Here is a 24,788-nt window from a genome sequence, read left to right on the forward strand (position 1 = left end):
GATTGCCCCCTGTACAATACAGAGTTCAATCCTTATTAGCTGCTTAAATATGTGTCCAACTTTTTGGGTCCAGTTCAAAGCAGGGTGGTTCTCGCTTTTTTGTATACAGAAATTAGCCATGGACCGACGTATCTTCTACCGATGACAACGCCAGCTCCGGTTAGGATACCATACACTAATTTAATTACAAACATCGCGATCATATTATCACCTCCCCCTTTTTTCAAAATGGAAGAGATGATTACCACACCTACTAGTTATAGCTTATTAAGTTACATATTAATTGTATTATGTTTTAAAATAGGGAACAAGATATATGGATGAAAATTCCTGTTTTTAAGCAGAGCATTAGTGTCAGGGGACAAGAAGTAAATAAATATTCATAAAAAAACGGTATGGACATTACCATCCGTATTTTTTTATGAATTTATAAAACTTTTCCATACAGTGCGTCGTCTAATATATGGGAAGGAGGAAATGATGTGGATGAATTAACGATAGAAGCGTTTGAAATAGAAGATAAGGAGGACCTTATCGACGAAATCATGAACAAGTATGGACAAGAAGTCCTGCAGCTTGTGTATTCATATGTGAATAATAAAGAGGTTGCGGAGGATTTAACGCAAGATATATTTGTAAAATGCTATAAATCTCTTCATACATATAAAGGGAATTCGAACTTAAAAACATGGTTATGGAGAATTGCAATCAATCATTGTAAGGACTATTTAAAAAGTTGGTATAACAAAAAAGTTATTGTGACAGAGGATGACTTTACGTATATGGGGAGTCAAAAAGAAAGTGTGGAACAAACTGTCATTCAAAATGCGGAGGATCGTGAACTGGCTTCTGCAGTAATGAATTTACCGATAAAATATCGAGAAGTGATTTATCTATTTTATTATGAGGAATTATCAATTAAAGAGGTTGCTACGGTAATAGAAGTGAAGGAAAACACGATAAAAACGAGACTGAAAAAAGCGAAGGAGCTTTTGAAGAAAGGATTGGAGGAATAATCAAATGGAAGATCGATTAAAAGGTTTGCGAAAATCAATGGAGAACACAACGTTTAAACATTTGAGTTTTTCTGATCAGCACCAAAAGCGGGTGCGCGAAAAAATCAATCAATCGTCCGAAAAGGAAGAAGACATCCTCTTAGCAGTGTTGCAACTTCTTATGAATGAAAAAACAGGTTATGAATTGATGCAGTTACTGCGGGGGAGGGGAATTCAAAAATTCGAAGGTGATGAAGGGTCTCTATACACTTTATTACATCGTCTAGAACAGAATCGCTTTATCCAATCTAGCTGGGATCACGCAGGAGCTAAATATTATCAATTAACTGATAAAGGAAACAAGATGCTGCGAAAGGCAGAGAAAAATGCTACGAAGGCACGATTTATATTAAAAGGATTAGTACAGGAGTGAGAAAAAATTGAGCAAAAAAGGGGAGCGTTTTTTAAAAGAAGTTACGAACCATATTAAATCAAAAGAAGCGAAGGACTTAGTAGCAGCGGAACTAGATTTTCACTTGAAACAGACGAAGAATATGTGGATAGAGAAAGGCTTAAGTGAGGAAGTTGCTGAAGATAAGGCCGTTGAACAAATGGGAAGTCCGATTAAATTGGGACAAGAACTTAACAAACTGCATAAGCCAAAGGTTGATTGGTTCTTACTTATTTTATTAGTGGCTGCTATGGGGTTAGGATTTTTGCCGGTTTTAGTTTTTGGATATACGAATGATGTAATAATAAATAAGGTGATATTTGTTATTCTCGGTGTTGTAACAGCGATTGGAATGATGTTACTTGATTATCGGAAATTAGAGAGAATGGGATGGTTGTTTTATATAATCGGAGTAGTTGTCCTGTTAATGCTATACTGTTTTCCAAACGCTTCAATGATTGGAGAACCGTTAATACAAATCGGCCCAATTGCAATTGACTGTCTAATGGCAGTGCCTTTCTTTTTTCTAGCTTGGGCTTCTTTTTTTAATGATAGTAGGTTAAAGATTATACATCTTGTGGTTTTATATTTATTTTCTTTGTATTTATTTTTGATTGTATCAACCCTTTCGTCAATTTTTGTTTATATGACAATGGTATTCGTTATGCTTTGGTGGAGTAAGTTAGGAAAGAAAACGGCGTTGATTATTACGATTGTACCCATTTGTTTATTTATTATCAGGGCATCGGTATCCTGGTCTTCAGGATACCACTTAGATAGAATTTTAGGGTATTTAAATCCGGAGAGTGATGCAGGTGGTGCAGGATTTATGTATATACGTTTAAAAGAGGTAATGTCATCGGCTGGTTGGTTTGGTACATCTGGAGATACAAAATTCATCCCTGCTGCGGATACTGATTTTGTATTTGCAAGTTTGACTTACTATTATGGGTATGTGCTTGCGTTAATTCTGGTTTCTGTTCTTTCTCTTTTTGTAGCAAGATTAGTAATCATATCTTATAAAATAAATGACCGATATGGTAAATTGCTTCTCATTGGAGGAATGACTCTTTTTGTAGTCCAGTTTATTTATAACGTGGGCATGATTTTAGGCTTATTGCCGATTGCTGCTATATCATTACCTTTTATTAGTTATGGATTAACACCGACTGTATTTCATGCGCTTTTAATGGGGATTGTGTTAAGTGTATATCGACGTAAAGATATGCCATTTAGAATGAAGAGAACACCTTGATAATGATCAAGGTGTTTCTTTTATATGTAAAAAGAATTCACTATTATAATCAAGTACGGCATACTAAAAGAACAACAAAATGATATTTTAGCATCACTTACATATAGGAGGACAAATAAATTGAGTAACCTTACGCGTTTACGTACACAAATTTTAATAACGAACACTTTCATAGAACTATTAAAAGAAAAACCATTCTCAGCCATTACGATTAATCATATTTGCGAAAAAGCAATGATTCATAGAAGTACGTTTTACCGTTATTACGTTGATAAGTATGAGCTCTTTAGTGCCACGATAAATACTATTGCCATAGAGCTATTTGAACAAACGAAGCAAGGTTTGAATTTGGAACGTACATTTTTTGAAGAAGTAATTGACTACATAGATGTGAATCGTGCGTTGTTTTTTAATGTTACGAGTAAAAATAATAGCCGTGAATTATATGATAAGTTGATTCAACTTGGCGGGGAGTCCTTATATGAAAATGCAACGCAATATAACGACCCTCTTTCAAGACAAATCCAAAATTCAGATTATCCAAATGTGTTATGTGATTTTTATTGTAGTGGATTTTTTGAGATCGTAAAAAAATGGGTAAATAATGAATATCCGTATTCAAAAGAAGAACTCATCCATATCGTTAACAATTTTCTCATAAATGAACCAAAATAAGACATATGTCTCATTTTGAGACGTATATTCATTTTTATTCATCGTTTTCCTCTAAAGCCTATGATAAATTATTGAGCATAGCAAAGGAGGAAAACGATGAATAAGGTTTTTGATACAATTGGACGGTTTATCATCAAGTACGCGAAGATGAATATTGCACTTATATTATGTTTAACGATATTTTTCGTATTTGGTATAACGAAAATTGAGATGAAGATGGGGAATGATGTATTTCTAAGTAATACATCTGATGTTTATAAGGATACAGAAACGTACCAAAAACATTTTGGCGGGGATGGTATATACGTATTGCTTAGTGGAGAGAGTGATACATTGCTTTCACAAGAAACAAATAAAGCAATTGTAGAATTCACTAAAAAAGCAGAAGGTATTAAAGATATTACCGGATCAACACATTATGTTGGCTTATTAAATGAAATGTTATCCGCTCCTGCTCCTTCATTTTCAACATTTGATACAGGAGTAGCAAATGAGAAATTAGAAACAGCTTTGAAAAACTCTATTTCAAGCGAAAAAATGAATGAAATTAATAATAACGTCAAAAGCAGTTTAACGAATGAGCAACGTGAAAAAATGGGAGTGTTTATTCAGCAACAACTTGCAGCTGAACAAATGCAAGAAATACAAAAACAATTAGTCGCGCTCGAACATACTCCTACAGTTGATGAGCAAGAGAAAATAACGCAATCTGTTTTAACGGAAAAGCAAAATGATGAAGTTGCAAAGTATACGCAAAGCATTTTAACAGAGCAACAAAAAGATCATATGCAACGAGCTATTTTGAAAGCTCTACCGAATGTTCAAAATATGAATAATGATTTACTTCATGAAATCGTCTTTTCTAATAAAGGGAAAGTACCAGACCAATTGAAACAACTCATTCCTGGGAATGGAAAACACGTTGTGATTCAGCTTCACACATCAAATAATACAGAGATGACGACGTATGTACGTATGAATAAAGAGCTAAATGAACTTATTAAAGATACGAATTTCAGTCAAGGTGTAACAGTAAAGGTAGCTGGAATGCCTGCGATTTTAGGGGATATTCAAGAAGAGGTCATAACGACATTAGGAATCATGCTCGGTTTAGCGGTTCTATTAATGATTGTTGTACTATTCTTCGTATTCCCTGTAAGACGTCGTATTATTTCATTAGCCTTTGTGTTAGTCGGATTAATATGGACATTTGGTTTCATGGGATGGGCCGGAATCCCGATTACACTCGCAACAATGGCGACACTACCAATCATTATAGGGCTCGGCACTGACTTCGGTGTTCAATTCCATAATAGATATGAAGAGGAATATAAAACGAGTGGATGTAATGCGAAGCTTGCAACATTACATGCCGTTCGTCATATTGGACCTGGCGTGGGAATTGCAGTTGTGATTATGAGTTTAAGCTTCCTGACAATGTATTTATCGAAAGCGCCGATGATGCAACAATTTGGATTAACTTTAGCGATAGGTGTTATATTCTGTTACGTTGTTGAACTATTATTGATGTTCTCAACATTCTACTTATTAGATCGCAAAAAAGAAGTACCTACATTAAAAGGTGATGTAGATAAAAACACAATGTTATCACGTTTCTTAAATCAATACGCGAATCTAGCTATGAAACTCGCAATTCCTATTTTAATCGTTTCAGTTATTTTATCTGGTCTTGGATTTATAGCAGAAAAGTCTATACCAACTGAAACAGACTTAACAAAAATGATTCCGCAAAATATGGAGACATTAAAAAATACGAAACAATTACAAAAGATAGTTGGCTCTACAACATATATTACGTATTTAGTAGAAGCAGAGGACGTCACGGAACCGAAAGTAATGTCTTGGATGCATAATGAAAGTGAAAAGATTGAAAACAAATATAAAGATGTGAGTGATGTCATATCACTGCCTAAAGCTATTTTGCAAATCAATGGGAAAAGTGCGTTGCCAGAATCTACTGCACAAGTAGCAAATGAGCTTGAAAACGTGCCAAATTCTCTGAAAGAAACCGTTATAAGTAAAAACAAAAAATACGCAACAGTTCAGTTCCAAGTGAATCCAGATCTGTCTTCGGCGGATCAATTGAAGTTGATGCATAACATATCAAAGGATATGAAGCCGGTCGATGGTGTGAAAATGAAGCCAGCGGGCGCGCAAGTTATGATGCTGTATGGTATTGATAACATTGGTGCAAATAGTGAATTAATGATTTGCGCAGGGCTGCTCATTATTTTCTTATCTTTACTCCTGGTGTATCGCCGCGTAAAACATGCATTATATCCATTAATACCAATTGTTTTAGTATTAGGATTTTCGCCTGGTGCTTTAAAACTACTCGATATTTCATATAATCCGCTAACAACAGCGCTAAGCTGCCTTGTACTTGGAATTGGAACAGAGTTTACGATTCTCATTATGGAAAGATATCGTGAAGAAGAGGCGAAGGGACTGTCTCCCAAAGAAGCAATTCGCGTCTCTCTTTCAAAAGTGGGGCAAGCCATTACAGCTTCAGGATTAACAGTAATTGTTGGATTCTCAACGTTAATTTTTGTTAACTTCCCAGTCTTACGTGAATTTGGTATTACAACTGTTATTGATACAACACTTTCTTTATTCTGCGCTTTAACCATATTACCAGTCTTAATTGTGTTGTTTCAAAAACGTAAATAGATAGTTAGGAAAAATAACATTCTTATTGTAAAAAACACCTTGATAATCATCAAGGTGTTTTAGTTATTAGTTCAAAACTATCCGAATCAGCCCCAAGCACAAAAGGACTAACCTCGCCAACACTATAAAGTTGCAACTCATGCATCGCGCGCGTACAAGCAGTGTAGAACAATCTACGTACGCTCTCATCACTGTATACATCTTCAGAAGCATCATAAATAATAACAGCGTCAAATTCAATACCCTTCGCTAAATAAGCAGGGATCACGACGATGCCTTGCTCATACTCGGCTGAGTTACTCTTCACGAGTTTAATATTCTCGATATGACGGAGTGCTTCGTATGCAGCGGCGCTTTCAGCTGCGGATTTACATATAATTGCGATCGTATTGTGATTTTGTTTTTGTAATTCAGTAACTTTTGCAGTAATGTGCTCGTGCAGTTCGCTGTAATCAGCTACTTTCGTCACTGTAGGTTTCTCACCGTCACGTTCAAAGGCGTGAATGTTGTTGCCTTCCGGTACGAGAGCACGTGTAAATTCAATAATCGGTTTTGTTGAGCGATAGCTACGAGTTAAGTTGATGCCGTTCGTTTCATCTGGTCCGTATAAGCTAGTAAGTGTGTTGAAATTCACTGCTTCACTCGCGTGGGCAAATATCGCTTGGTTAAAGTCCCCGAGTACAGTCATTCTTGCGGCAGGGAAGAGGCGTTTTAAAAACTCAAATTGAAACGGCGAGTAATCTTGCGCTTCGTCTACGAGTACGTGTTTAATCGATCTATTCGTTTGGAAGCCTTCAATTAATTCTTTTAAAAGTAAAAATGGCGTCGCATCCTCGTAATATAGCTTTCCTTCATCAAGCATGTTTACTGTTAAGGAGCAAATGTCATCCCATTCTTTCGGTTTTTCTCCAGTAACCCATGATGCATCTGTGAAGAGCTGTTTATATATGCCTGTGAAATTGATGAAACGCAATGTTTGAACGCCTTTACGAAGTGGTTTCAATTTTTTACGGACAATCATACGTCCAAGTACTTTCGTTTCTTTTTCAAAATCATGAAAGGAGTTGTCGTCAAACTCGCCTTTTTTCTGTAAATATTTATAAGCCTTTTGGTATTCATCTTTACTCAGTAATTCAATTTCTTCTTCTACCCAAGGCTTTTTCAGTTCTGCTTTTTCAATTGCATCTATTTGTTTATTTAGCCAATCCGTTAACTTTTCAATTCGATTATGGAAGCGGAGGGAGGAGTCAGTATTATAAAATTGCTCTGTAATTTCTTTAGCAGAAACAATTAATTTTCCTCTAAATTTCATTCCTCTAAATAGCATGCCTGAAGATTCAAGAGATTGTCTGTACGTTCTAATCATCTCAAAAAATTGAGTAGATGCTTTAAATCGAATGCTCGCATTTCTCGTTTTATAGGTAGGGCTATTCGTTTCTGCTAACATATACTCTAATTGTTCATAAGGATCTTCAACGTCAAATGACTTGCTTAGTCTATGGTTTAAATATTCTTGGAACGTCACTTGTTGCATATTTTCTTCACCGAGTTCAGGTAGTACGTTAGATACGTAGCTGTTGAACATAGAGTTAGGGGAGAAGAGAATAATTTGATCCGCTTTTAGCCATTCGCGATATTTATATAGTAAGTAGGCGATTCGTTGCAGGGCAGCTGACGTTTTCCCGCTACCAGCAGCGCCTTGCACGATAAGTAGTCGGCCTTCATCGTGACGGATAATTTCATTTTGCTCGCGCTGAATTGTAGCAACGATGCTTTGCATATGTTTATTCGTACCTTTTCCGAGCGCTTGTTGCAAGATTTCATCGCCAATTGTAAGGCTCGTATCGAACATTGAATCAATCTCGCCATTTTGAATAATATATTGTAATTTTTTCTCCACATTACCGTGGATTACGCCTCCTGGTGTACTGTATTCAGCCGGTCCTGGTGGATAATCGTAGTACACACTCGAAATGGGTGCGCGCCAGTCATATATAAGGAAGTTTTCTCCGCTTGCATCAGTAAGTGTAGCTACGCCGATATAAATTTGATCCGCAGCAGATTCTCCTTCTTCTTTGAAATCAATTCGCCCGAAGTAAGGTGCTTTATGCATGCGTCTTAATGCGGCAAGTCGATTGAAGGTGTGCTTATGGGTGATTTGTGTGACAGCTAGTGACTGAGCTTGTTGTCTTAAGTTGATAACTGTTTCAAGATAATCATCAAAAGTATCCGTGTTCACTTTCACATCATCCCAAAAGTGTTTACGAATATTGATTACTTCTGCCCGGCGTCTGCCGGTTTCGTTTTCCAGTTTATCAATTTGCTCCGTAATTGTCTCGATTACGGTATCCAATCTTTTTTGCTCTAGATCAAGTTTTTTGTTCATACGGTAAGCACTCCTTTAAAAGTGAAAAATAGAGGTTGACTGAAGATGTGTTTTGGTGTAAAATTAAGATACGGATAAATACGTTCCTTTCTTTTTATAAAACGTGTTTCTGTTCTAATTTAACATAGTTTTTGAATTTAATCAATGATAATAAGATAAACCTTGGTTCTGCGTGGCGTGGATCAAGGTTTTTTTGTGTTTTTCTTTAAGGAAGAATTGCAATTTTATTGAGGAGAATGTAAGTAAAGCAAAGAAGAAAATCAGGAATAGGGGGATACTGATGCAAAAATATTTTGAGGAAGCGCATCGTTTTTGTTCTCGTAATAGAAAGCACTTAGAAAAGGATGTTATATGTGGTTGTTTCTATTGTTTAGAAATTTTTCATCCAGAAAAAATTACAGAGTGGTGGGATGATGATAACACAGCAGTTTGTCCGCATTGCGGGATTGACTCTATTATAGGAGAAAATTCTGGATTTAAAATTACAGAAATGTTTTTAAGTGAAATGCATAAAAGATGGTTTTAGTTAAACGAATGAAAAAATAAACTTTCATTAACGAAGAGGATACATAAAAAAGCTCGGGCCGAAGCCCAAGCTTTTTACTTCATTATTTCTTTTCGTCTTTTTTCTCGTCAGCTTTTTGCTCTTTGAAAAGATCTTTTAAATCTTTATCGTCAACTTTTACGTCAGCTTTTTTGATTTCTTTCATCATAAGATCGTTCATGAATTGAGCATCTTGCGTTTTCTCTTGAGCTAGTGATTTTTTAATATCAGCTTTTGCTTTATCGAAAGTAGCATCTGCGTGATTATCAGTTACTTTAATAATATGGTAACCAAATTGTGTTTTTACAGGTTCGCTTACTTCACCTTTTTTCAACTTTTGAGCTGCTTCTTCAAATTCTTTTACCATTTTCCCTGGTCCGAAGAATCCTAAGTCGCCACCTTTTTCTTTTGAACCTGTATCTTCAGAGTATTGTTTTGCTAATTCTTCGAAAGATTTACCTTGAGCAAGTTCATCTTTCACTTTTTTAGCAGTTTCTTCATCTTTTACAAGGATATGACTTGCTTTAATTTCCTTTTTATAATCCTCGAATTTTGCTTTTACATCTTTATCAGTAATCGATTGTTCAACCGCTTTTTCTTGAGCTAATTGAGCACGTACACTATTTTTTATAGTTTCTTCTTTAATACCTTGTTGTTTCATTAGGGTATCGAATTGATCACCGTATTGTTTTTTCATTTCATCGAACTTTTTGTCTACATCTTTGTCTTCAACTTTGTAGTTTTTAATAAGTACTTTTTCCATAACCATGTTGTTTAGTACTTGTTTACCAGCTTGTGTCTTCATTTGATCGTAGAATTCTTCTTTTGTAATGTCACCAGCTTTAGATGTAACGATTTTGTCTGATGATGATGTTCCACATGCTGATAATGCGATTACACTTGTTGCGGCTAAGGCAAGCATAGCTTTCTTCATTCGATAAACACTCCTACTATTATGTATTTTTAATTTATCCTACACCGATGAATTTTAAATTCATAAGAGCCCGATTAAGTCTCACTGATACTTTTGCTTTTTTGTATTGGTAAAGCGCGCTTAACAGGGCTTACCGTGGCTGAGGATAAAGTTTTGATGAATGTTTTGTTCTATAGTATAAGCAATATGTACAAAATTTAATATATCATATTTCGACGCGTTTTCATATTGATAAAGAAAAATTAACCAGTACGTGTCAGATTTTGAAAGTGTGCCATATTGGGCGTATGCCGCATATACAGAATAGAGGAGGGGATGGGGATGAATTCTCAACTTATTTTATTACTTGTACTGTTTATTTTATTGGTTATTGTAGGTATAATTTGCTTATAGAGGAAAAAAGTGAGGAAGGGGCTTTCCTTCCTCACTTTCCATGAAATATAATTTCTATATAACTAGAAATTAATAAAATTGTTATACATACATTAATAACCCGAAAGACACCGGGCTGGCGGCTCGCAGCTATTTGTTTTCGTTCACACAGTGTATGTGTCATGAAATTCGTGTAAAATATAACAAGAAGTGCGAATGCGACAAAAACAACTGTTATAAGTGTCATGAGGCGAGACCTCCTTTTGGCTAAAATACATATACATATATTGTATCACACGATATTTTGTTCGTGTTACAAAATTCAGAAATAGAAGACTTTGTGTTAGAAAGTGAGGGAGAAAATGGACGTTGTTAGAAGATTAGAACAAGCTGAATACTACGTAGACCTACTATTTAAAATGATTGATGAAGAGAAGTGTCCATTTTATTCTTTGATCATAAAGAAAAAAGCTCGTAAAAAAGATATTGAACGTATACTAAATCTTTGTGAAAAACTGAACGAGCAATATGTAGTGGAGAAAGCAGAAGGGCTTCTTTTGTTCGATGCGCTGTTAGATCAATTTGAAAAAGCGCTTCCACATCAGCTCGAAGTACACGAAACTGCGGAAGCGCTAGCAAAACAAGGTTTATTTAAGCCGCTTATGAATGAATTCTTAAGCATGATTGCGAAAAAATAAATAGATTATTTCTTAACTAACTTTTGATCGGATTCTGTAAAGTTCTCTTCAATATCTTCTAATGATTTCTCAAAAATATCGATAAAGTCTTGTCCGTAAATATTACGCAGGATTGCAATCAGTTCGATATTTTCTGGGAACTTCCCATAAAAATTACGAAGTGCAAGAGCCCCATTAAACACTGAATTATTTTCAGGATCATACTCCTCCATTAAGCGAAGTAGTAATTCTTCCCCTTTGTCTGTAATTTCAATGTACGTATTTCGTTTATCATCTTCCTTTTTTGAGAATACAAGATAGCCGCGTTCTTCCAGCTTTTTCGAGAAGTTAAACGCTGTTGATACATGCATAACTCCAAACTTAGCAATCTCAGAAATAGAAGCCCCTTTTAAATGATAAGCGATTGTTAAAATATGATGTTCATTAATATTTAAATCGTAAGGTTTAATCCACTGCTGCCAATCTTTCTCTACACATTTCCATAACGCTTTCGATAATTGAGCAATGCGTTGGCTGAAAATCATCGCTTCTTTTACCGAGTAATCTTTTTCTCCACTTTTCATTTACTCACCCACTTTAACATTCTTTTTCATTACTATCTATTATGCCAGTAAAATAAAAATTAATAAAGTCTTTTTGTAAGAATTGTGAAAATTTTTTAACAAAATGACATTCTATACAAATCATGCATAACTATGGAAGCGTTTTATGAGTCGTGAATACATGCGTTGCCCTTACATGTTAATTGATAACATATATTGTAAATGCATAAAAACACGGCATATCTATACGATATGCCGTGTCAAGGTCAATTTATATAAAAAATATTTGTTATATGCAAAAAACTAAGCAGGAATTTGTTTACGCTTTTTCTGGAACAGCTTCTTGCAGTTTCTCAATTGACTTTTGGATGTCTAAAATTTCTTTCTCAATATGGCGCTTGTTTTGAGAAATATCTTGTTTCCAGTTAGAAAGCGTGTCTTGCATGTCATCTTTTAATTCTTGAAACACTTCTTTACCTTCTGAAGCAGTTTCAACAATTTGACGCTTTAATAATTTCGTATCAGCTGTAATATCAGCTAAAGTCTTTTTAATATCATTTCCTTTTTCTTTTAACTTGCCGCGCATGTCTTTACCAGAAGAAGGAGTTGAGAAAAGAACGGCCAGTCCAGCAACTGCTCCCCCGCAAATAACACCTGTAATAAAGGATTTAGCTTTTGACATAAAAGGAAACCTCCTTATTTTTTGTTCGTATTCATGATGTGAAAAAATATGCATATCTTTCTTATATGTGCCATGCACAAACAATCATCCCTGAGCATTTTAAGTGAAGAAACAAGCCATGCGGAATTTGATGACTTCAGGGAAGTGGCTTGTTATGTATTACGCCTTCTTATAGTGTCATTATTTCACACTATTTGCAATTGTACTTGCGATGTTTTGTAAATTTTCCATAGTGTATTCATTTTGGTGTGATTTCCAAACAGCACCGAAACCATCTTTTTCACCGTAGCGTGGAATTAAATGAAGGTGGAAGTGGAACACAGTTTGTCCAGCTTTTTCACCGTTATTGTTAAGTAGGTTAAAGCCAACTGGATTAAACTCTGCTTTAATCGCATTTGCGATTTTTGGAACGACAGAAAAAATGTGTGATGCGATTTCTGGCGTTAACGCAAAAATGTCTTGTTTGTGAACTTTCGGAATAACAAGAGTATGTCCTTTTGTTACTTGACTAATATCTAAAAATGCAAGCACATGTTCATCTTCGTATACTTTTGAGCAAGGGATTTGCCCGTCAATGATTTTACAAAAAATACAATTGTCTGCTGTATGATTCATTGATCTCATCCTTTCAAATATCCTTAGCCGTATTTTACCATAATTACATAAGAGAACAAACACGAAAAACAGGAAGCTGACTCAGCTTCCTGTTTTCTGAAGAGGGATTGAAAAAGCATTATCGTAATTTACGTTTCGCAGACACCTCATTTATTTAAGAAATGCACGGTAAATCGGCTAAAGTTTCTGCCGTAGACACCCCATTTTCAAGTGAAATGAATTGCAATCTTTTATAAAAGGAAATTGTTTATTTTTTAAAACAGTATATGCTCTTTCGGAGACACCCCGTTTCTAAAATGAAACAAATGATCTGGTTATGTGTAAATTTCTTTGTCCAACATGGACACCCCATTTCATGATGACTTAACTATGTTGTTGTACTCATCAATTGGTGGTCGCTTTTTCAATGTGTTCCTTCTTCACTAATTATGATGTCCGCTTTCGGGAAAATATATGCTAATAAATTTAAATTTTTTTTTTGAGTACATGGATACTATGTAGTACAGCATAATTTTTGGTAAGATGAATATAGAATGAATACTAATGAAGAAAGTGGTGTCGTATGAGCGAGTTATTGCGTGTAGAAAATGTTACAGGAGGATATACGAAACGACCTGTATTAAAAGATGTTTCGTTCTCTGTTAATAAAGGCGAACTTGTCGGCTTAATCGGTTTAAATGGAGCTGGTAAAAGTACGACGATTAAACATATTATCGGTTTAATGGAACCGAAAAAAGGAACTGTCACAATTAATGGGAAAACAATTCGTGATGATATGACAGCGTACCGTTCTAGCTTTTCATTCATTCCAGAAACGCCGGTATTATATGATGAATTAACGTTAGAAGAGCATTTGAAATTAACAGCGATGGCGTACGGTGTTGATGAAAAACAATATGAAGAACGTGTAGGACAACTATTACATGAATTTCGCATGAAAAATCGTTTAAAATGGTTTCCATCTCATTTCTCAAAAGGGATGAAACAAAAAGTAATGATTATGAGCGCGTTTTTAGTTGAGCCATCTCTTTACATAGTAGACGAACCTTTCGTTGGATTAGATCCGTTAGCAATTCAATCTCTTCTTCAAATGATGGATCAAATGAAAAAGAGTGGAGCCGGTATTTTAATGAGCACACATATTTTAGCGACGGCAGAGCGTTATTGTGATTCGTTCATTATTCTGCATCAAGGTGAAGTAAGAGCGAAGGGAACGTTATCTGAGCTGCAATCACAGTTTAATATGCCAGGTGCAACGTTAGATGATATTTACATCGCGCTAACAAAGGAAGAAGATTATGAATAGCACAGCGTTATGGAAAGAACGATTTCGTCACTTTCTAAAAGAAGTTCGTACATATAGTAAATACGTATTTAATGATCATTTGAAATTTATTTTTGTGTTCATCATCGGTGCGGGAGCGTATTATTACCAGCAATGGTTACAAACGTTAACATCTTCGTTTCCAACTGCGCTCGTAATGGCAGTATTAATTGGACTCGTGTTAACAGCTGGATCCATTCAAACGTTATTAAAAGAAGCGGATCTCGTTTACTTACTGCCAGTTGAAGAAAAGTTAAAACCTTACTTCACCAAGGCATTTCTTTTTACATTTATGATTCAGTTATACATAATCGCAATCGTAGCAGCTGCGCTTGCTCCGTTATACTTCCAACAAATGAAGCAAACAGGTGCTGGCTACATATGGATTGTCCTCGCATTTGTCATTGTAAAAGCGTGGAATTTATTCGTCGCGTGGGAAAAGTCATTTTTAACAGATCAAAATATACAAAGGGCTGATTGGTTTATTCGTTTTATCTTAAACGGTTTATTTGTATATTTCCTTGTAGAACGTACTTCAGTTCTTGTTATTGGCGGAATCGTTCTGCTCATGGTGTTATATCTTGCTATCATGCATCAAATGGTAAAAGGAAAGCCGCTAAACTGGGAGTATTTAATTTCTGAAGAAGGTAAGAAAATGATGCTGCTGTACCGAATTGCGAATATGTTCGTTGATGTACCAGCATTAAAAGAAAGAGTATCTCGCCGAAAATGGCTGGATTTCATTCTGTCGATAATCGGCGAAAAGCGTACATATTTATACTTATATACGAGAACGTTTTTACGATCGGGTAACTATTTCGGCTTATATGTGCGCCTGCTCGCTCTTGGAGGGGTTATTCTTTACTTCATTCCGTTTTTATATGGACGATTTATCGTAAGCCTTATTTTCTTATACTTAATCGGTTATCAGCTATTAACTTTATGGAAGCATCACCGCATGAAGATTTGGCTTGATTTGTATCCGGTCGGGGGAGAAGAGAAGAAGAAAGATTTTCTTACTTTATTAAATGCAATTCTTCTTACTGGCAGCGTTGTATTTACAGTTATATTTGCCCTTGCGACGAAAGATTTCATGATGACGGGAATTTTACTAGTCGTGAGCATAGTATTTAGTATCGGTTTCGTTTATCAATACGGGGCAAAACGTATTGAGCGTTTAAATTGAAGGGAATGAACCTATGATTACATATGAAGAAAAGGTTATAAAAGAGCTGGAGCAGTGGAAAGCTACATTCATGAAAGATTCTTCTATGATGACACGGTTCTCAAAGAAAGTGCAGACGAAAGTACAACAGCTTATTCCGGCGAAAGTGCAAAAAGTATTAACAGAAACGATTCGGATGATGGTACAAACAATTAGCGCCGGATCAAACTTTATAAAGCCGAAATTAAAAGAGACGAACTGGTCATTGCAAAGACGAGACGATGAAGTACGTAAAAAAATGGATGAGTACAAAAAAATAGCAGCGGCAGAAGGAGCAGGGACGGGAGCAGGCGGTATTCTCCTTGGCCTTGCTGACTTTCCGCTTCTACTCGGCATTAAAATTAAATTTTTATTCGATGCAGCAACATTGTACGGATTTGATACGAGCGACAAAGAAGAGCGCCTTTTTATCCTTCACGTTTTCCAACTTGCCTTTTCAAGTGACGACCACCGAAAAGAAATATGGAAAGCCATCGAAACGTGGGATACAGAAGAAGAAAACCATATGGACTGGGAAAAGTTCCAAACAGAGTACCGAGACTATATCGATTTAGCAAAAATGCTTCAGCTCGTACCCATAATCGGTGCCCCAGTCGGCGCGTATGCGAACTATCAATTACTGCAAAGACTTGGGGAAGTAACGATGAATTGTTATCGTATGCGGTTGCTGAATAGGGATTAAAAAGAAAGCATCCTAAATTTGTGATTTAGGATGCTTTTTTGTTTTAATGATTAATACTTCAAAAGAAGGTATAATTCAGATTGTCTTTTCAGTGTTTTAGGCTGAAATTAGTAGTAGAGATAGAACCGATATTATAATCATCCTTATAATCAATTGAAGTAGTAAATTTCTTATTTGTATCATCTTTGATATGACCAGTTATAAAAATAGTTTCGATATCATTAGAAGGAAATCGATGATTCGTAATAGTCACTTCTAAATTCTCTTTTTCTTTGAAATACTGAATGGTTTCTTCTGTTGCTTTATTAACAATTTGTTGTTCCTCATTCTTTTGATCTATAGTACAACCTCCTAAAAGGATAAGTGTAAAAATAAAGAATAATCTTATAGCATATTTTTTTCACGAATAATCACTCCGTTAATAGTGCGTTATATTCCTCTTAACTAAATTGTATATCCACAGAATATGGTGTGACTGGGTATAAAAAAACGGGACTCTAAAGTAAAAAGGTTATTAGTTTTTAAGCTCTAAATTTTTGGTGGTTGAAATAGCGCCGATATGATAATGATTTGCGTATCCAACTGAAGCAGTAAATTCTTTCGTTTTATCATTAGTCACATAGCCTGATATAGAGATAGTTTGAAAGTCTTTTGGTCCAAATTCATGATCAGTAATTGATACATCTAAGCCCTCTGTCTTTTTGAAATATTGAATGGTTTCTTCTTTTGCTTTATTAATGATTTCTTCCTCGGTATTATTTTCATTATTACAGCCTCCTAAGGTAGTAATAATGAAAACTAAATAAAAAAACAATCTTTTATGCAACATAATTCTCCTCCAATCATTGGTTCCTAAGTTAGGGATATATCAAATGTTGTAGAAGAGAAACTTTAAAATGTTTTAATAGGTTCAAATCAATCTAGGTTTTTAAGAATTATTTGAGGGGCTCCTTTTGAAAATAAAAATAGACACCTTATTGTTAGGTGCCCAAAAGTTTGATACATTGCTTCTAAATTTTTAACGTTAGAAGTTGAGCTTATTGAATATTGATCTCATCCTTTATATACATATGAAATAATTGGAATTAATATAAAGGGCCAACAAAAATATACTTTATTTTCATATTAATTTCAGTCATCATAACTAATACTTTTAACCTTATTTTTATAATTTATATCTGCAGTTATTTTACGGTTTGGATTATTTGTTACATGACCTGATACAAAAATCACCCAAAAATCTGAGGGGGCGAATTCCACTCTTGTCACTGTGACACCTAGCTTTTTATCTTCTTTAAAATGTTGGATTGCGATCTTTTTTGCTTTTTCTTTTAATGCTATTTCCTCATTTTTTATCCATATTGTATTATTTTTTTAGAGAAAAATTCGTTGAAACAGAACCAACATTATAATTATTATTGTAATCTATTGTAGCAGTGAATTCCTTGCTTTCATCATCTTTGATATGACCAGTTATGAAGACTGATTCTAGATCATTAGAAGGGAACCTGTAATCAGTAATAGTTACATCTAAATTTTGTTTCTCTTTAAAGTAATTAATTGTTTTTTCTGTTGCTTTATCTACTATTTGTTTTTCTTTATTATTTTCCTGCATATTACATCCCCCAATTATTGTACTTACAAAGATAAAAAAGACAAAAAAGGTAAATTTTCGGATTTTAATTCTCATGTTTACCCTCCGTTAATGTTGTTCTATAATTTAGAATATACTAAATATCCCGAGGAGGGAATATTTTGGATAGCAAAAATACACAAGAAGTGTTAGATTTAAGCTTTTATCGAATGGCTAAAGATGCGTATAAATCAGATAAAGAGTTAAGAAATGAAATTACAGTGAATAATGCGAATGATGATACTTTACAAACATGGAAGGTCCGTGAAACATTCCACGACAAACAAACCGGAATGGATGCAGTAGTCTTTGAACGAGATGCCGATGGGAAAAAGCAAGTTATGGTAGCTTTCCGAGGAACAGAAGGGGATAAAATTATAGAGAAAAACTCTTTAGGCATTTCGATGAAGCCAAGGAAGGTATGAAGGATTTAAAAACAGATACAAGTCATTTTGTTAAGAAAAAATTTATATGCTAAAATATTTTACGTAAAAAAGACACTCTAGTGAGTGTCTAATGATTATTCTTTTAATTTTAGATTTTTAGAGTATGACCTAGAACTTATATTATACTCTCCACCCCCATATTCTACACCTACTCCAAACGTTTTGCTTTTATCTCCTTTAACATGTCCATCTATAAAAACAGTTTGAAAATCATTGGGGGAGAACTCATGTCCTGTAATTACTACATCGAGCTCCTCTCTTTCTTTAAAATATTTAATGGTTACCTCTTCTGCCTGTGCTACTATTTCTTTTTCTTCATTTGTTTTATTATTCATACCGCATCCTCCTAAAAGGATAAGTGTAAGGATAATGAATAATCTTATACCATTTTTTTTCAATTATCATTCCTCCATAAATGTTGCGTTATATTTCTCTTTACTAAATTTTATATCCACAGAACATTGTGTGGTGGGGTATAAAGAAAAGGCACTTTAAAAGAGTGCCTTTTCTTTATTATTTTAAATGTAAATTTTCACTTGTAGAGATAGAACCTATTGTATACTCATCTCCACCGTATTCTATTGTAATATTAAATGTTTTGCTTTCATCATTTTTTATATAGCCGGAGATAAAGATACCTTGTAAATCACTTGGAGCAAATCTATAATCAGTGATTACTACATCTAAGTCTTGTTTTTCTTTGAAGTATTGGATTGTCCTTTCTTCTGCCTTTTCAACTATTTGTTGTTCAGTATTTTTTTGATCTATCGTACATCCTCCTAAAAGGATAAGTGTAAAGATAAAGAATAATCTTATAGCATATTTTTTCACGAATAATCACTCCATGAATGTTGCGTTATATTCCTCTTCAATAAATTTTATATTCACTGAACATTGTGTGGTGAAGTATAAAGAAAAGGCACTCTAAAGTGCCTGGATTATTAGTTTTTAAGCTCTAAATTTTTGGTGGTTGAAATAGCGCCGATATGATAATTATTTGCGTATTCAACTGAAGCAGTAAATTCTTTCGTTTTATCATTAGTCACATAGCCTGATATAGAGATAGTTTGAAAGTCTTTTGGTCCAAATTCATGATCTGTAATTGATACATCTAAGCCCTCTGTTTTTTTGAAATATTGAATGGTTTCTTCTGTTGCTTTATTAATGATTTCTTCATCGGTATTATTTTCATTATTACAGTCTCCTAAGGTAGTAATAATGAAAACTAAATATAAAAACAATCTTTTATGCAACATAATTCTCCTCCAATCATTGGTTCCTAAATTAGGGATATATCAAATGTTGCAGAAGAGAAACTTTAAAATGTTTTAATAGGTTCAAATCAATCTAGGTTTTTAAGAATTATTTGAGGGGCTCCTTTTGAAAATAAAAATAGACACCTTATTGTTAGGTGCCCAAAAGTTTGATACATTGCTTCTAAATTTTTAACGTTAGAAGTTGAGCTTATTGAATATTGATCTTATCCTTTATATACATATGAAATAATTGGAATTAATACAAAGGGCCAACAAAAATATACTTTATTTTCATATTATTTTCAGTCATCATAACTAATACTTTCAACCCTATATTTATCTCTATAATTTATATCTGCAGTTATTTTACGATTTGGATTATTGGTTACATGACCCGATACAAAAATTACTCCAAAATCTGCAGGGCCGAATTCGACTTTTGTCACTGTAACATCTAGTTTTTTATCCTCTTTAAAATGTTGGATTGCGATCTTTGTCGCTTTTTCTTTTAATGCTATTTCTTCATTGTTCTCTTGTTTGTTCATATACATAAACCCTCCAATAAAAAATATAATTATAATTATTATTAATAAAAATCCCTTTTTTTTCAAAAAAATCACCCTCTCCTAATGATAAACTATATAATTAGAATAAACTATTTATTATAGGAGTGAAAGAATGAAAGAAAGTGCAGTTTTAGATCAAACTTATTATGATTTGGCAAAAGGAGCATATAGGAATGATTTAGGTAAAAATTATGAGATAAAGGATTATACAGATCAAAAAAAAGTTTTACAGACATGGAAAGTAGGAGAAACATTCCACGACAAACAAACCGGAATGGACGCAGTAGTCTTTGAACGAGATGTCGATGGGAAGAAGCAAGTTATGGTAGCTTTCCGAGGAACAGAAGGGGATAAAATTATAGAGAAAAACTCTTTAGGCATTCCGATGAAGCCAGGGGAAGGTATGAAGGATTTAAAAACAGATACTAATCATTTTGTATTACGAGAAGGTGTTCATGAACCAGCAGCACCTCCTGTAGCAGGGACTGAGAATGAAGGTTCAAAGAAATATTGGAATGAAGAGAATCAGCGCTGGGAAACACATAATCAATTCGAACAAGCTGAAAGGGTCATGAAACAAGTAACGGATACATACAAGGACAGGGATGATGTAGAGATATATACGACGGGTCATTCGTTAGGGGGAGCTTTAGCGGAGTATGCAGCGGCATCTAATGATAATGTAAGATGTATGTCATGGAATGCGCCGAGTGCAAAACATTTGTTACCGCCTGATTTACAAGAAAGAGCAAATAATGGTGAGTTTAATAATAGAATTGTAAGTGTTGTTCACGGAAATGATTCAATTGGCTATGGACCATTTGGTGCATATGAAAGTCATATAGGCTCTACTTATGCGGTAACCCCACCAATTTCGAAAGAAGAAATGTCAAAGCTATCATTACAGCAAAAGCTTGGGATGGATGTTACTCGATTTTTAAATTCGATAAGTGGCCCTGGTTATCATTATCAAACAGATCAGAACTTCCGGTTTGGAGAGAATGGATCTTTATCAAATAAATACTTGTTAAATGTAGACACGAATGAAAGAGTTTATGATTCACCAGGCGCGTTATTAGGCGGCGGAGAGATTCGTGTAGTGGTAGAGAATTTAGAACAAGCTGTAAGAGATATGAAGCGAAACGCGCAAGAATTTCAAGATAGAGTACCGAGGTTAATTTCTAATATGATGACATTATTAGAAACGGCTGAAAGTAGACGGGTAGAAGCTAAAGTAAATAATATACGTGCACATGTAGAGCATTTAAGTTTTTGGTACATACGAACAGCAACGGAAATTTCAGATTTTATTGAGAAGAAAGCCGAGGATTATAAGAAGACGGATCAACAATATTAAGGGAGAAGATTAAGATGCCGAGAATTTACTTAAATGAAGAAGCATTGAGCCAAGCTTTACAACAATTTGACCATATGATTCAAGATTTAAACCATAATAAAAGAGTGGTAAGTACTGTACATGATTTACTCTTATCAAGCTGGTCTCAACTTGGAGTAGGGAAAAAAGCCATTAGCGATTTAGAATCTTTTAAAAAAGATATTGAAAGAAGAATGGAAGAATTAGAGTCTGATAAAAGAGAGTTAAAGAGTGCGATTGATTTATTAAAAGCGCTAGATCAAAGTTATGATTACATGGGGCCTAAATATTAGATTACAAGAAGCACTCACAACGGTGCTTTTTGTGATTTAACTGGATTAAAGATTATTGTAGTAATTATTAAGGAATATGATCCAGATTCATAATATAGATTGAAAAAGTAATATATAGTTTTGAATCAAACTTGCAAACGATAATTTTTTATTTTACAATTTACTTACCGACCGGTAAGTAAAAATAAGTGAGGTACAGTATGACGAAGAATTTACAAACATCGCAGAACATTGTAGAGGCATCATTTAAACTTATGGCAGAACACGGCATTGAGAAGATGAGTCTTTCCATGATTGCGAAAGAGGTAGGTATTTCAAAACCGGCTATTTACTATCATTTTTCTTCTAAAGAAGCGTTAGTTGATTTTTTATTTGAAGAGATTTTTTCTGATTATCATTTTGCAAATTACTTCGATAAAGAGCAGTATACGAAAGAAAACTTTGCAGAAAAGCTAATCGCAGATGGTTTACATATGCTCTCTGAGTATGAAGGGCAAGAAGGAATACTACGCGTTATCAATGAATTTATCGTAACTGCATCGCGAAATGAAAAGTACCAGAAACGTTTATTTGAAATACAAGAGGATTTCTTACATGGTTTCCACGATTTATTGAAGAAAGGCGCGAGACTGGGCGTTGTGTCACAACATGAAACGGAAGAAAATGCTCATACGCTAGCGCTTGTGATCGATAATATGAGCAACTATATGCTCATGGGATTCCATTTAAAGTATAAAGAAATTTGGATTCGAAATGTGAAAAACGTCATGAAGGAGGAGTAAAGATGAAAATGCAAAAAAACTGGTGGCTCGGTTTTCTTGGATTTATTGGGATTTATAAAATACCAGGTATGATTGAAGCTTTTCAAGCGGATGGAAGTTGGCTAAAGTTAATCGGTTTCATTTGGTTACTTTGGTTCGGATATTTTATTCCGGAGAAGAAAGAAGATTAAATTTCAATTTTCTGTAAAGTTATGTAAAATATAGATTGGGAGTATTCATATATTAGATTACTAGATTTGGAGTGGTTACATGGGTCCATTGAAAAATGAAATTCACCCTGACATGGTCAAGGTGTGGAAAGTTCGTGCTGTAATTCAAGAAGGGATTGGTATACTCGTCATTTTAGCTTACCTTTTCCTCATGATAAAGTTTGATTGGTGGGCGTGGATTTTGTATGTAATGATTGGGCTAACAGTTGTGTTCGCACCATTTTCGTACTTCTTATTCCCGAAACTACGTCAACGTTATTACAGCTACCAACTAAATGAAGAAGAGCTTGAAATTCAGCACGGTCTTTTTGTCGTAAAGCGCGTATTAGTACCGATGATTCGTGTGCAGCACGTAACGATTGAACAAGGACCAATTATGAGAAAATATGGCTTAGCAGAATTACACATTTCAACAGCAGCAACTTCTCATAGCATCCCAGGCTTAACGATGTATGAAGCAGAAATGTTGAAAACGAAAATCGCAGAATTAGCGAAAGTGAGTGATGAGGATGTATAAGAGGCAGCATCCAATCACGATGTTATTAGAATTAAAAATAACAGATTTTATACCACTCATTATTTTCATGTTTAGCTTAAACGGAAAATTCCCGTTTTGGTATTTAATTCCCGCAGCATTTGGTTTACTCACCGTTTTTTCAGCATTTGAAAAATGGTATTACACAACATATTGGGTTGAAAATAACGTATTACATGTGAAAAAAGGTCTCTTCGTGAAAAAGGAGAGCTACTTAAATAAAGAACGTGTTCAAACGATTAATACAAGTTCTAACGTGCTCTATCAAATGCTCGGTTTAAAGAAAATTCAAATCGAAACAGCTGGTGGGGGCGATGAAGCAGAAGTTAGCTTAGCTGGTATTACGGCAGAAGAAGCGGCGGAGCTTATTACTTTGCTAAATGAGCCAACTCCAGAAGTGAAAGCAGAAGGAATGTTAGACGAAGCAACAGAAAATGTAGTAGAAAAAGAAATTGTTACAGAAGAAAAACAAGCGACAGAATATAAATTAACTTGGAAAGAGATTTTATTAGCATCTGTTACATCTGGTCAATTTGGACTATTATTCTCTTTAATCTTTTTCGTCTATCACCAAGTAGATGAGTACATTCCGAAATGGATAGAGAATGGCGTAAAGTCGTATGTAATGGAACATGATATATATGGCTGGATTTTCATGGTAGCCATGTTACTCGTTCTTTCTTGGATTATATCTACAATCGGTTACGCGTTAAAACATGGCGATTTCACAGTGAATCGAAGAAATGACGAAGTCCGCATTTCGCAAGGATTAATTGAGAAAAAAGAGCTCGTACTAAAATTGCATCGTATTCAAGGTATTACGATAAAAGAAAGTATTTTACGCCAACCATTCGGTTATTGTGCTGTGCAAGTAGAAGTCATTCAAAGTAAAGGAATGGGTGACGAAAAAGAAAAGGTTACACTGCACCCAATCATTCGAAAAGATCGAGTACAACAGTTACTCGCCCATTTACAATTACCATACGAACTGAATGCAAACATTATTGCATTACCAAAAGCAGCATTACGCCGCTATCTCATTGATAGTTTCATTTTCTTCGCAATGCTAGCAATCCCGCTTCTTGTAATAAGTATATACTCTGAAAAGCACTTCATCATGTGGGCATTAATTCCGCTCGCAATCCTTATCTTTACACTTGGATACGCAACATTTAAAACAAATGGTTACAGTGTTAACGGAGAACAAATTACACTTGTCTATCGTAGCGTCGGAAAATATACAGGACTTATTAGAAGAAGACATGTCCAATCAATGGAGAAGACACAATCATATTTCCAGCGCCGTGCGGATTTATGTACGTATAAGTTTTCGAGTGCATCATCTAGTTATAAAATAGAGCATACGAGAGTAGAAGATGCGGAGAGAATGCAGAATTGGTATAAGAAGAAGTTAAGTGAGAAATAACTTGAGAAAGCTTGCCTATTATGAAGGGCAAGCTTTTTTGTTATAGGGAAAAGAGTCGTTTAATCCATATATTAGTACAACTACAGCACACATGTATCAATACGTATGCAAAAAGGAGTATGCTTCTGTTTTAGGAAAATATGTGGAATTTTTGATATAAATGGTATACTAAAATACAAATAGTATTAGGAGGTTA

Annotated in this window: 29 protein-coding genes and 1 pseudogene; 17 read left to right on the top strand and 13 right to left on the bottom strand. The window is 34.6% G+C overall.

Annotated elements, in window-relative coordinates:
• The first annotated feature begins 482 nt into the window (after window positions 1–482).
• From ACQRBL_RS04935 to ACQRBL_RS04955, 5 genes are all read left to right on the top strand, one after another.
• Window positions 483–1,016 (top strand): sigma-70 family RNA polymerase sigma factor, encoded by a 534-nt coding sequence (locus ACQRBL_RS04935; protein WP_000343998.1) that lies wholly within the window; start codon window positions 483–485, stop codon window positions 1,014–1,016.
• Window positions 1,017–1,020: 4 nt separating this feature from the next.
• The gene (locus tag ACQRBL_RS04940) at window positions 1,021–1,428 is read left to right on the top strand and encodes a PadR family transcriptional regulator (RefSeq protein ID WP_078993482.1); all 408 of its coding nucleotides are present in this window, start codon (window positions 1,021–1,023) and stop codon (window positions 1,426–1,428) included.
• Window positions 1,429–1,435: 7 nt separating this feature from the next.
• Complete coding sequence (locus tag ACQRBL_RS04945; protein ID WP_078993483.1) at window positions 1,436–2,701, top strand: FtsW/RodA/SpoVE family cell cycle protein; 1,266 nt, start codon at window positions 1,436–1,438, stop codon at window positions 2,699–2,701.
• A gap of 120 nt (window positions 2,702–2,821) precedes the next feature.
• A complete protein-coding gene (locus tag ACQRBL_RS04950; RefSeq protein WP_078993484.1) occupies window positions 2,822–3,376 on the top strand; it encodes a TetR/AcrR family transcriptional regulator in 555 nt (184 codons plus the stop codon).
• A gap of 96 nt (window positions 3,377–3,472) precedes the next feature.
• Entirely contained in the window at window positions 3,473–6,067 is a 2,595-nt protein-coding gene (locus tag ACQRBL_RS04955) for an efflux RND transporter permease subunit (RefSeq protein WP_098256879.1), read from the top strand.
• 49 nt (window positions 6,068–6,116) lie between these two features.
• Here ACQRBL_RS04955 and helD read toward each other — a convergent pair whose 3' ends face one another.
• On the bottom strand, window positions 6,117–8,453 hold the full coding sequence (helD, locus tag ACQRBL_RS04960) for an RNA polymerase recycling motor HelD (protein WP_098256880.1): 2,337 nt from the start codon (window positions 8,451–8,453) through the stop codon (window positions 6,117–6,119).
• Between the two features lie 280 nt (window positions 8,454–8,733).
• On the opposite strand from helD, the gene ACQRBL_RS04965 reads away from it, so the two are divergent.
• A complete protein-coding gene (locus tag ACQRBL_RS04965) occupies window positions 8,734–8,979 on the top strand; it encodes a hypothetical protein (protein WP_001174905.1) in 246 nt (81 codons plus the stop codon).
• A gap of 82 nt (window positions 8,980–9,061) precedes the next feature.
• On the opposite strand, the gene prsA is transcribed toward ACQRBL_RS04965, so the two are convergent.
• Together prsA and ACQRBL_RS04975 are read right to left on the bottom strand one after the other, a co-directional pair.
• Window positions 9,062–9,931 (bottom strand): peptidylprolyl isomerase PrsA, encoded by an 870-nt coding sequence (gene prsA / locus ACQRBL_RS04970; RefSeq protein ID WP_023521358.1) that lies wholly within the window; start codon window positions 9,929–9,931, stop codon window positions 9,062–9,064.
• 424 nt (window positions 9,932–10,355) lie between these two features.
• The gene (locus tag ACQRBL_RS04975; protein ID WP_000172690.1) at window positions 10,356–10,550 is read right to left on the bottom strand and encodes a hypothetical protein; all 195 of its coding nucleotides are present in this window, start codon (window positions 10,548–10,550) and stop codon (window positions 10,356–10,358) included.
• A gap of 115 nt (window positions 10,551–10,665) precedes the next feature.
• On the opposite strand from ACQRBL_RS04975, the gene ACQRBL_RS04980 reads away from it, so the two are divergent.
• Complete coding sequence (locus tag ACQRBL_RS04980) at window positions 10,666–11,001, top strand: DUF1878 family protein (protein WP_000383655.1); 336 nt, start codon at window positions 10,666–10,668, stop codon at window positions 10,999–11,001.
• A 5-nt stretch (window positions 11,002–11,006) separates the two neighbouring features.
• Here ACQRBL_RS04980 and ACQRBL_RS04985 read toward each other — a convergent pair whose 3' ends face one another.
• From ACQRBL_RS04985 to ACQRBL_RS04995, 3 genes are all read right to left on the bottom strand, one after another.
• Entirely contained in the window at window positions 11,007–11,564 is a 558-nt protein-coding gene (locus ACQRBL_RS04985; RefSeq protein ID WP_000834924.1) for an HTH-type transcriptional regulator Hpr, read from the bottom strand.
• 298 nt (window positions 11,565–11,862) lie between these two features.
• Window positions 11,863–12,225 (bottom strand): YtxH domain-containing protein, encoded by a 363-nt coding sequence (locus ACQRBL_RS04990; protein WP_000030302.1) that lies wholly within the window; start codon window positions 12,223–12,225, stop codon window positions 11,863–11,865.
• Window positions 12,226–12,405: 180 nt separating this feature from the next.
• Window positions 12,406–12,840, bottom strand: coding sequence for an HIT family protein (locus ACQRBL_RS04995; RefSeq protein WP_001016835.1), 435 nt, complete (start codon window positions 12,838–12,840; stop codon window positions 12,406–12,408).
• Between the two features lie 562 nt (window positions 12,841–13,402).
• On the opposite strand from ACQRBL_RS04995, the gene ecsA reads away from it, so the two are divergent.
• Genes ecsA through ecsC form a run of 3 tightly spaced genes read left to right on the top strand, consistent with a single transcriptional unit; the run spans window position 13,403 to window position 16,071 of the window.
• Window positions 13,403–14,146: an ABC transporter ATP-binding protein EcsA gene (gene ecsA / locus ACQRBL_RS05000; RefSeq protein WP_001292598.1), complete on the top strand. Its 744-nt coding sequence runs from the start codon at window positions 13,403–13,405 to the stop codon at window positions 14,144–14,146.
• The gene (gene ecsB, locus ACQRBL_RS05005; RefSeq protein ID WP_088020728.1) at window positions 14,139–15,350 is read left to right on the top strand and encodes an ABC transporter permease EcsB; all 1,212 of its coding nucleotides are present in this window, start codon (window positions 14,139–14,141) and stop codon (window positions 15,348–15,350) included. Before ecsA ends, ecsB begins: the two co-directional genes overlap by 8 nt.
• A gap of 13 nt (window positions 15,351–15,363) precedes the next feature.
• Window positions 15,364–16,071 (top strand): ecs operon protein EcsC, encoded by a 708-nt coding sequence (ecsC, locus tag ACQRBL_RS05010; protein ID WP_000634126.1) that lies wholly within the window; start codon window positions 15,364–15,366, stop codon window positions 16,069–16,071.
• Between the two features lie 88 nt (window positions 16,072–16,159).
• Here ecsC and ACQRBL_RS05015 read toward each other — a convergent pair whose 3' ends face one another.
• The 3 genes from ACQRBL_RS05015 to ACQRBL_RS05025 all read right to left on the bottom strand — a co-directional run bounded on the left by ACQRBL_RS05015 (window position 16,160) and on the right by ACQRBL_RS05025 (window position 17,761).
• Entirely contained in the window at window positions 16,160–16,459 is a 300-nt protein-coding gene (locus ACQRBL_RS05015) for a DUF1433 domain-containing protein (protein WP_411996271.1), read from the bottom strand.
• A gap of 126 nt (window positions 16,460–16,585) precedes the next feature.
• Window positions 16,586–16,900 carry a DUF1433 domain-containing protein gene (locus ACQRBL_RS05020; protein ID WP_109737657.1) on the bottom strand — a complete coding sequence of 105 codons (315 nt, stop codon included), beginning with the start codon at window positions 16,898–16,900 and terminating at the stop codon, window positions 16,586–16,588.
• 537 nt (window positions 16,901–17,437) lie between these two features.
• A complete protein-coding gene (locus ACQRBL_RS05025) occupies window positions 17,438–17,761 on the bottom strand; it encodes a hypothetical protein (protein WP_001220548.1) in 324 nt (107 codons plus the stop codon).
• A gap of 113 nt (window positions 17,762–17,874) precedes the next feature.
• Between ACQRBL_RS05025 and ACQRBL_RS05030 the strand changes: the two are divergent.
• Window positions 17,875–18,170, top strand: a pseudogene (locus tag ACQRBL_RS05030) (lipase family protein); the annotation flags it as partial.
• 54 nt (window positions 18,171–18,224) lie between these two features.
• On the opposite strand, the gene ACQRBL_RS05035 reads toward ACQRBL_RS05030, so the two are convergent.
• The 4 genes from ACQRBL_RS05035 to ACQRBL_RS05050 all read right to left on the bottom strand — a co-directional run bounded on the left by ACQRBL_RS05035 (window position 18,225) and on the right by ACQRBL_RS05050 (window position 19,951).
• Window positions 18,225–18,548 carry a hypothetical protein gene (locus ACQRBL_RS05035; RefSeq protein ID WP_167332612.1) on the bottom strand — a complete coding sequence of 108 codons (324 nt, stop codon included), beginning with the start codon at window positions 18,546–18,548 and terminating at the stop codon, window positions 18,225–18,227.
• Window positions 18,549–18,663: 115 nt separating this feature from the next.
• On the bottom strand, window positions 18,664–18,981 hold the full coding sequence (locus ACQRBL_RS05040; protein WP_023521365.1) for a hypothetical protein: 318 nt from the start codon (window positions 18,979–18,981) through the stop codon (window positions 18,664–18,666).
• Between the two features lie 110 nt (window positions 18,982–19,091).
• The gene (locus ACQRBL_RS05045) at window positions 19,092–19,406 is read right to left on the bottom strand and encodes a DUF1433 domain-containing protein (RefSeq protein ID WP_427734034.1); all 315 of its coding nucleotides are present in this window, start codon (window positions 19,404–19,406) and stop codon (window positions 19,092–19,094) included.
• 302 nt (window positions 19,407–19,708) lie between these two features.
• Window positions 19,709–19,951, bottom strand: coding sequence for a hypothetical protein (locus tag ACQRBL_RS05050; protein ID WP_223259179.1), 243 nt, complete (start codon window positions 19,949–19,951; stop codon window positions 19,709–19,711).
• A 133-nt stretch (window positions 19,952–20,084) separates the two neighbouring features.
• On the opposite strand from ACQRBL_RS05050, the gene ACQRBL_RS05055 reads away from it, so the two are divergent.
• The 6 genes from ACQRBL_RS05055 (at window position 20,085) to ACQRBL_RS05080 (ending at window position 24,592) form a co-directional block, all read left to right on the top strand.
• The gene (locus ACQRBL_RS05055; protein WP_097919875.1) at window positions 20,085–21,329 is read left to right on the top strand and encodes a lipase family protein; all 1,245 of its coding nucleotides are present in this window, start codon (window positions 20,085–20,087) and stop codon (window positions 21,327–21,329) included.
• Between the two features lie 14 nt (window positions 21,330–21,343).
• Window positions 21,344–21,640: a hypothetical protein gene (locus ACQRBL_RS05060; protein ID WP_411996259.1), complete on the top strand. Its 297-nt coding sequence runs from the start codon at window positions 21,344–21,346 to the stop codon at window positions 21,638–21,640.
• A 200-nt stretch (window positions 21,641–21,840) separates the two neighbouring features.
• Entirely contained in the window at window positions 21,841–22,422 is a 582-nt protein-coding gene (locus ACQRBL_RS05065; RefSeq protein WP_016082590.1) for a TetR/AcrR family transcriptional regulator, read from the top strand.
• 2 nt (window positions 22,423–22,424) lie between these two features.
• On the top strand, window positions 22,425–22,592 hold the full coding sequence (locus ACQRBL_RS05070) for a hypothetical protein (RefSeq protein WP_000783806.1): 168 nt from the start codon (window positions 22,425–22,427) through the stop codon (window positions 22,590–22,592).
• A gap of 79 nt (window positions 22,593–22,671) precedes the next feature.
• Complete coding sequence (locus ACQRBL_RS05075; RefSeq protein ID WP_023521369.1) at window positions 22,672–23,148, top strand: PH domain-containing protein; 477 nt, start codon at window positions 22,672–22,674, stop codon at window positions 23,146–23,148.
• Complete coding sequence (locus ACQRBL_RS05080) at window positions 23,141–24,592, top strand: PH domain-containing protein (RefSeq protein ID WP_411996260.1); 1,452 nt, start codon at window positions 23,141–23,143, stop codon at window positions 24,590–24,592. The genes ACQRBL_RS05075 and ACQRBL_RS05080 overlap by 8 nt, the downstream gene beginning before the upstream one ends.
• Window positions 24,593–24,788 lie beyond the last annotated feature (196 nt).

This window comes from Bacillus sp. AF62 (assembly GCF_050312695.1).
Classification (GTDB): domain Bacteria; phylum Bacillota; class Bacilli; order Bacillales; family Bacillaceae_G; genus Bacillus_A; species Bacillus_A cereus.

Excerpts from the sequence above, each read along its gene's own strand:
- ACQRBL_RS04940 (WP_078993482.1), top strand. The coding sequence starts at position 1,021 with ATGGAAGATCGATTAAAAGGTTTGCGAAAATCAATGGAGAACACAACG.
- ACQRBL_RS04955 (WP_098256879.1), top strand. The coding sequence starts at position 3,473 with ATGAATAAGGTTTTTGATACAATTGGACGGTTTATCATCAAGTACGCG.
- helD (WP_098256880.1), bottom strand. The coding sequence starts at position 8,453 with ATGAACAAAAAACTTGATCTAGAGCAAAAAAGATTGGATACCGTAATC.
- ACQRBL_RS04965 (WP_001174905.1), top strand. The coding sequence starts at position 8,734 with ATGCAAAAATATTTTGAGGAAGCGCATCGTTTTTGTTCTCGTAATAGA.
- prsA (WP_023521358.1), bottom strand. The coding sequence starts at position 9,931 with ATGAAGAAAGCTATGCTTGCCTTAGCCGCAACAAGTGTAATCGCATTA.
- ACQRBL_RS04975 (WP_000172690.1), bottom strand. The coding sequence starts at position 10,550 with ATGACACTTATAACAGTTGTTTTTGTCGCATTCGCACTTCTTGTTATA.
- ACQRBL_RS04980 (WP_000383655.1), top strand. The coding sequence starts at position 10,666 with ATGGACGTTGTTAGAAGATTAGAACAAGCTGAATACTACGTAGACCTA.
- ACQRBL_RS04985 (WP_000834924.1), bottom strand. The coding sequence starts at position 11,564 with ATGAAAAGTGGAGAAAAAGATTACTCGGTAAAAGAAGCGATGATTTTC.
- ACQRBL_RS04990 (WP_000030302.1), bottom strand. The coding sequence starts at position 12,225 with ATGTCAAAAGCTAAATCCTTTATTACAGGTGTTATTTGCGGGGGAGCA.
- ACQRBL_RS04995 (WP_001016835.1), bottom strand. The coding sequence starts at position 12,840 with ATGAATCATACAGCAGACAATTGTATTTTTTGTAAAATCATTGACGGG.
- ecsA (WP_001292598.1), top strand. The coding sequence starts at position 13,403 with ATGAGCGAGTTATTGCGTGTAGAAAATGTTACAGGAGGATATACGAAA.
- ecsB (WP_088020728.1), top strand. The coding sequence starts at position 14,139 with ATGAATAGCACAGCGTTATGGAAAGAACGATTTCGTCACTTTCTAAAA.
- ecsC (WP_000634126.1), top strand. The coding sequence starts at position 15,364 with ATGATTACATATGAAGAAAAGGTTATAAAAGAGCTGGAGCAGTGGAAA.
- ACQRBL_RS05020 (WP_109737657.1), bottom strand. The coding sequence starts at position 16,900 with ATGTTGCATAAAAGATTGTTTTTTTATTTAGTTTTCATTATTACTACC.
- ACQRBL_RS05025 (WP_001220548.1), bottom strand. The coding sequence starts at position 17,761 with ATGAGAATTAAAATCCGAAAATTTACCTTTTTTGTCTTTTTTATCTTT.
- ACQRBL_RS05045 (WP_427734034.1), bottom strand. The coding sequence starts at position 19,406 with ATGTTGCATAAAAGATTGTTTTTATATTTAGTTTTCATTATTACTACC.
- ACQRBL_RS05050 (WP_223259179.1), bottom strand. The coding sequence starts at position 19,951 with ATGAACAAACAAGAGAACAATGAAGAAATAGCATTAAAAGAAAAAGCG.
- ACQRBL_RS05055 (WP_097919875.1), top strand. The coding sequence starts at position 20,085 with ATGAAAGAAAGTGCAGTTTTAGATCAAACTTATTATGATTTGGCAAAA.
- ACQRBL_RS05060 (WP_411996259.1), top strand. The coding sequence starts at position 21,344 with ATGCCGAGAATTTACTTAAATGAAGAAGCATTGAGCCAAGCTTTACAA.
- ACQRBL_RS05065 (WP_016082590.1), top strand. The coding sequence starts at position 21,841 with ATGACGAAGAATTTACAAACATCGCAGAACATTGTAGAGGCATCATTT.
- ACQRBL_RS05070 (WP_000783806.1), top strand. The coding sequence starts at position 22,425 with ATGAAAATGCAAAAAAACTGGTGGCTCGGTTTTCTTGGATTTATTGGG.
- ACQRBL_RS05075 (WP_023521369.1), top strand. The coding sequence starts at position 22,672 with ATGGGTCCATTGAAAAATGAAATTCACCCTGACATGGTCAAGGTGTGG.
- ACQRBL_RS05080 (WP_411996260.1), top strand. The coding sequence starts at position 23,141 with ATGTATAAGAGGCAGCATCCAATCACGATGTTATTAGAATTAAAAATA.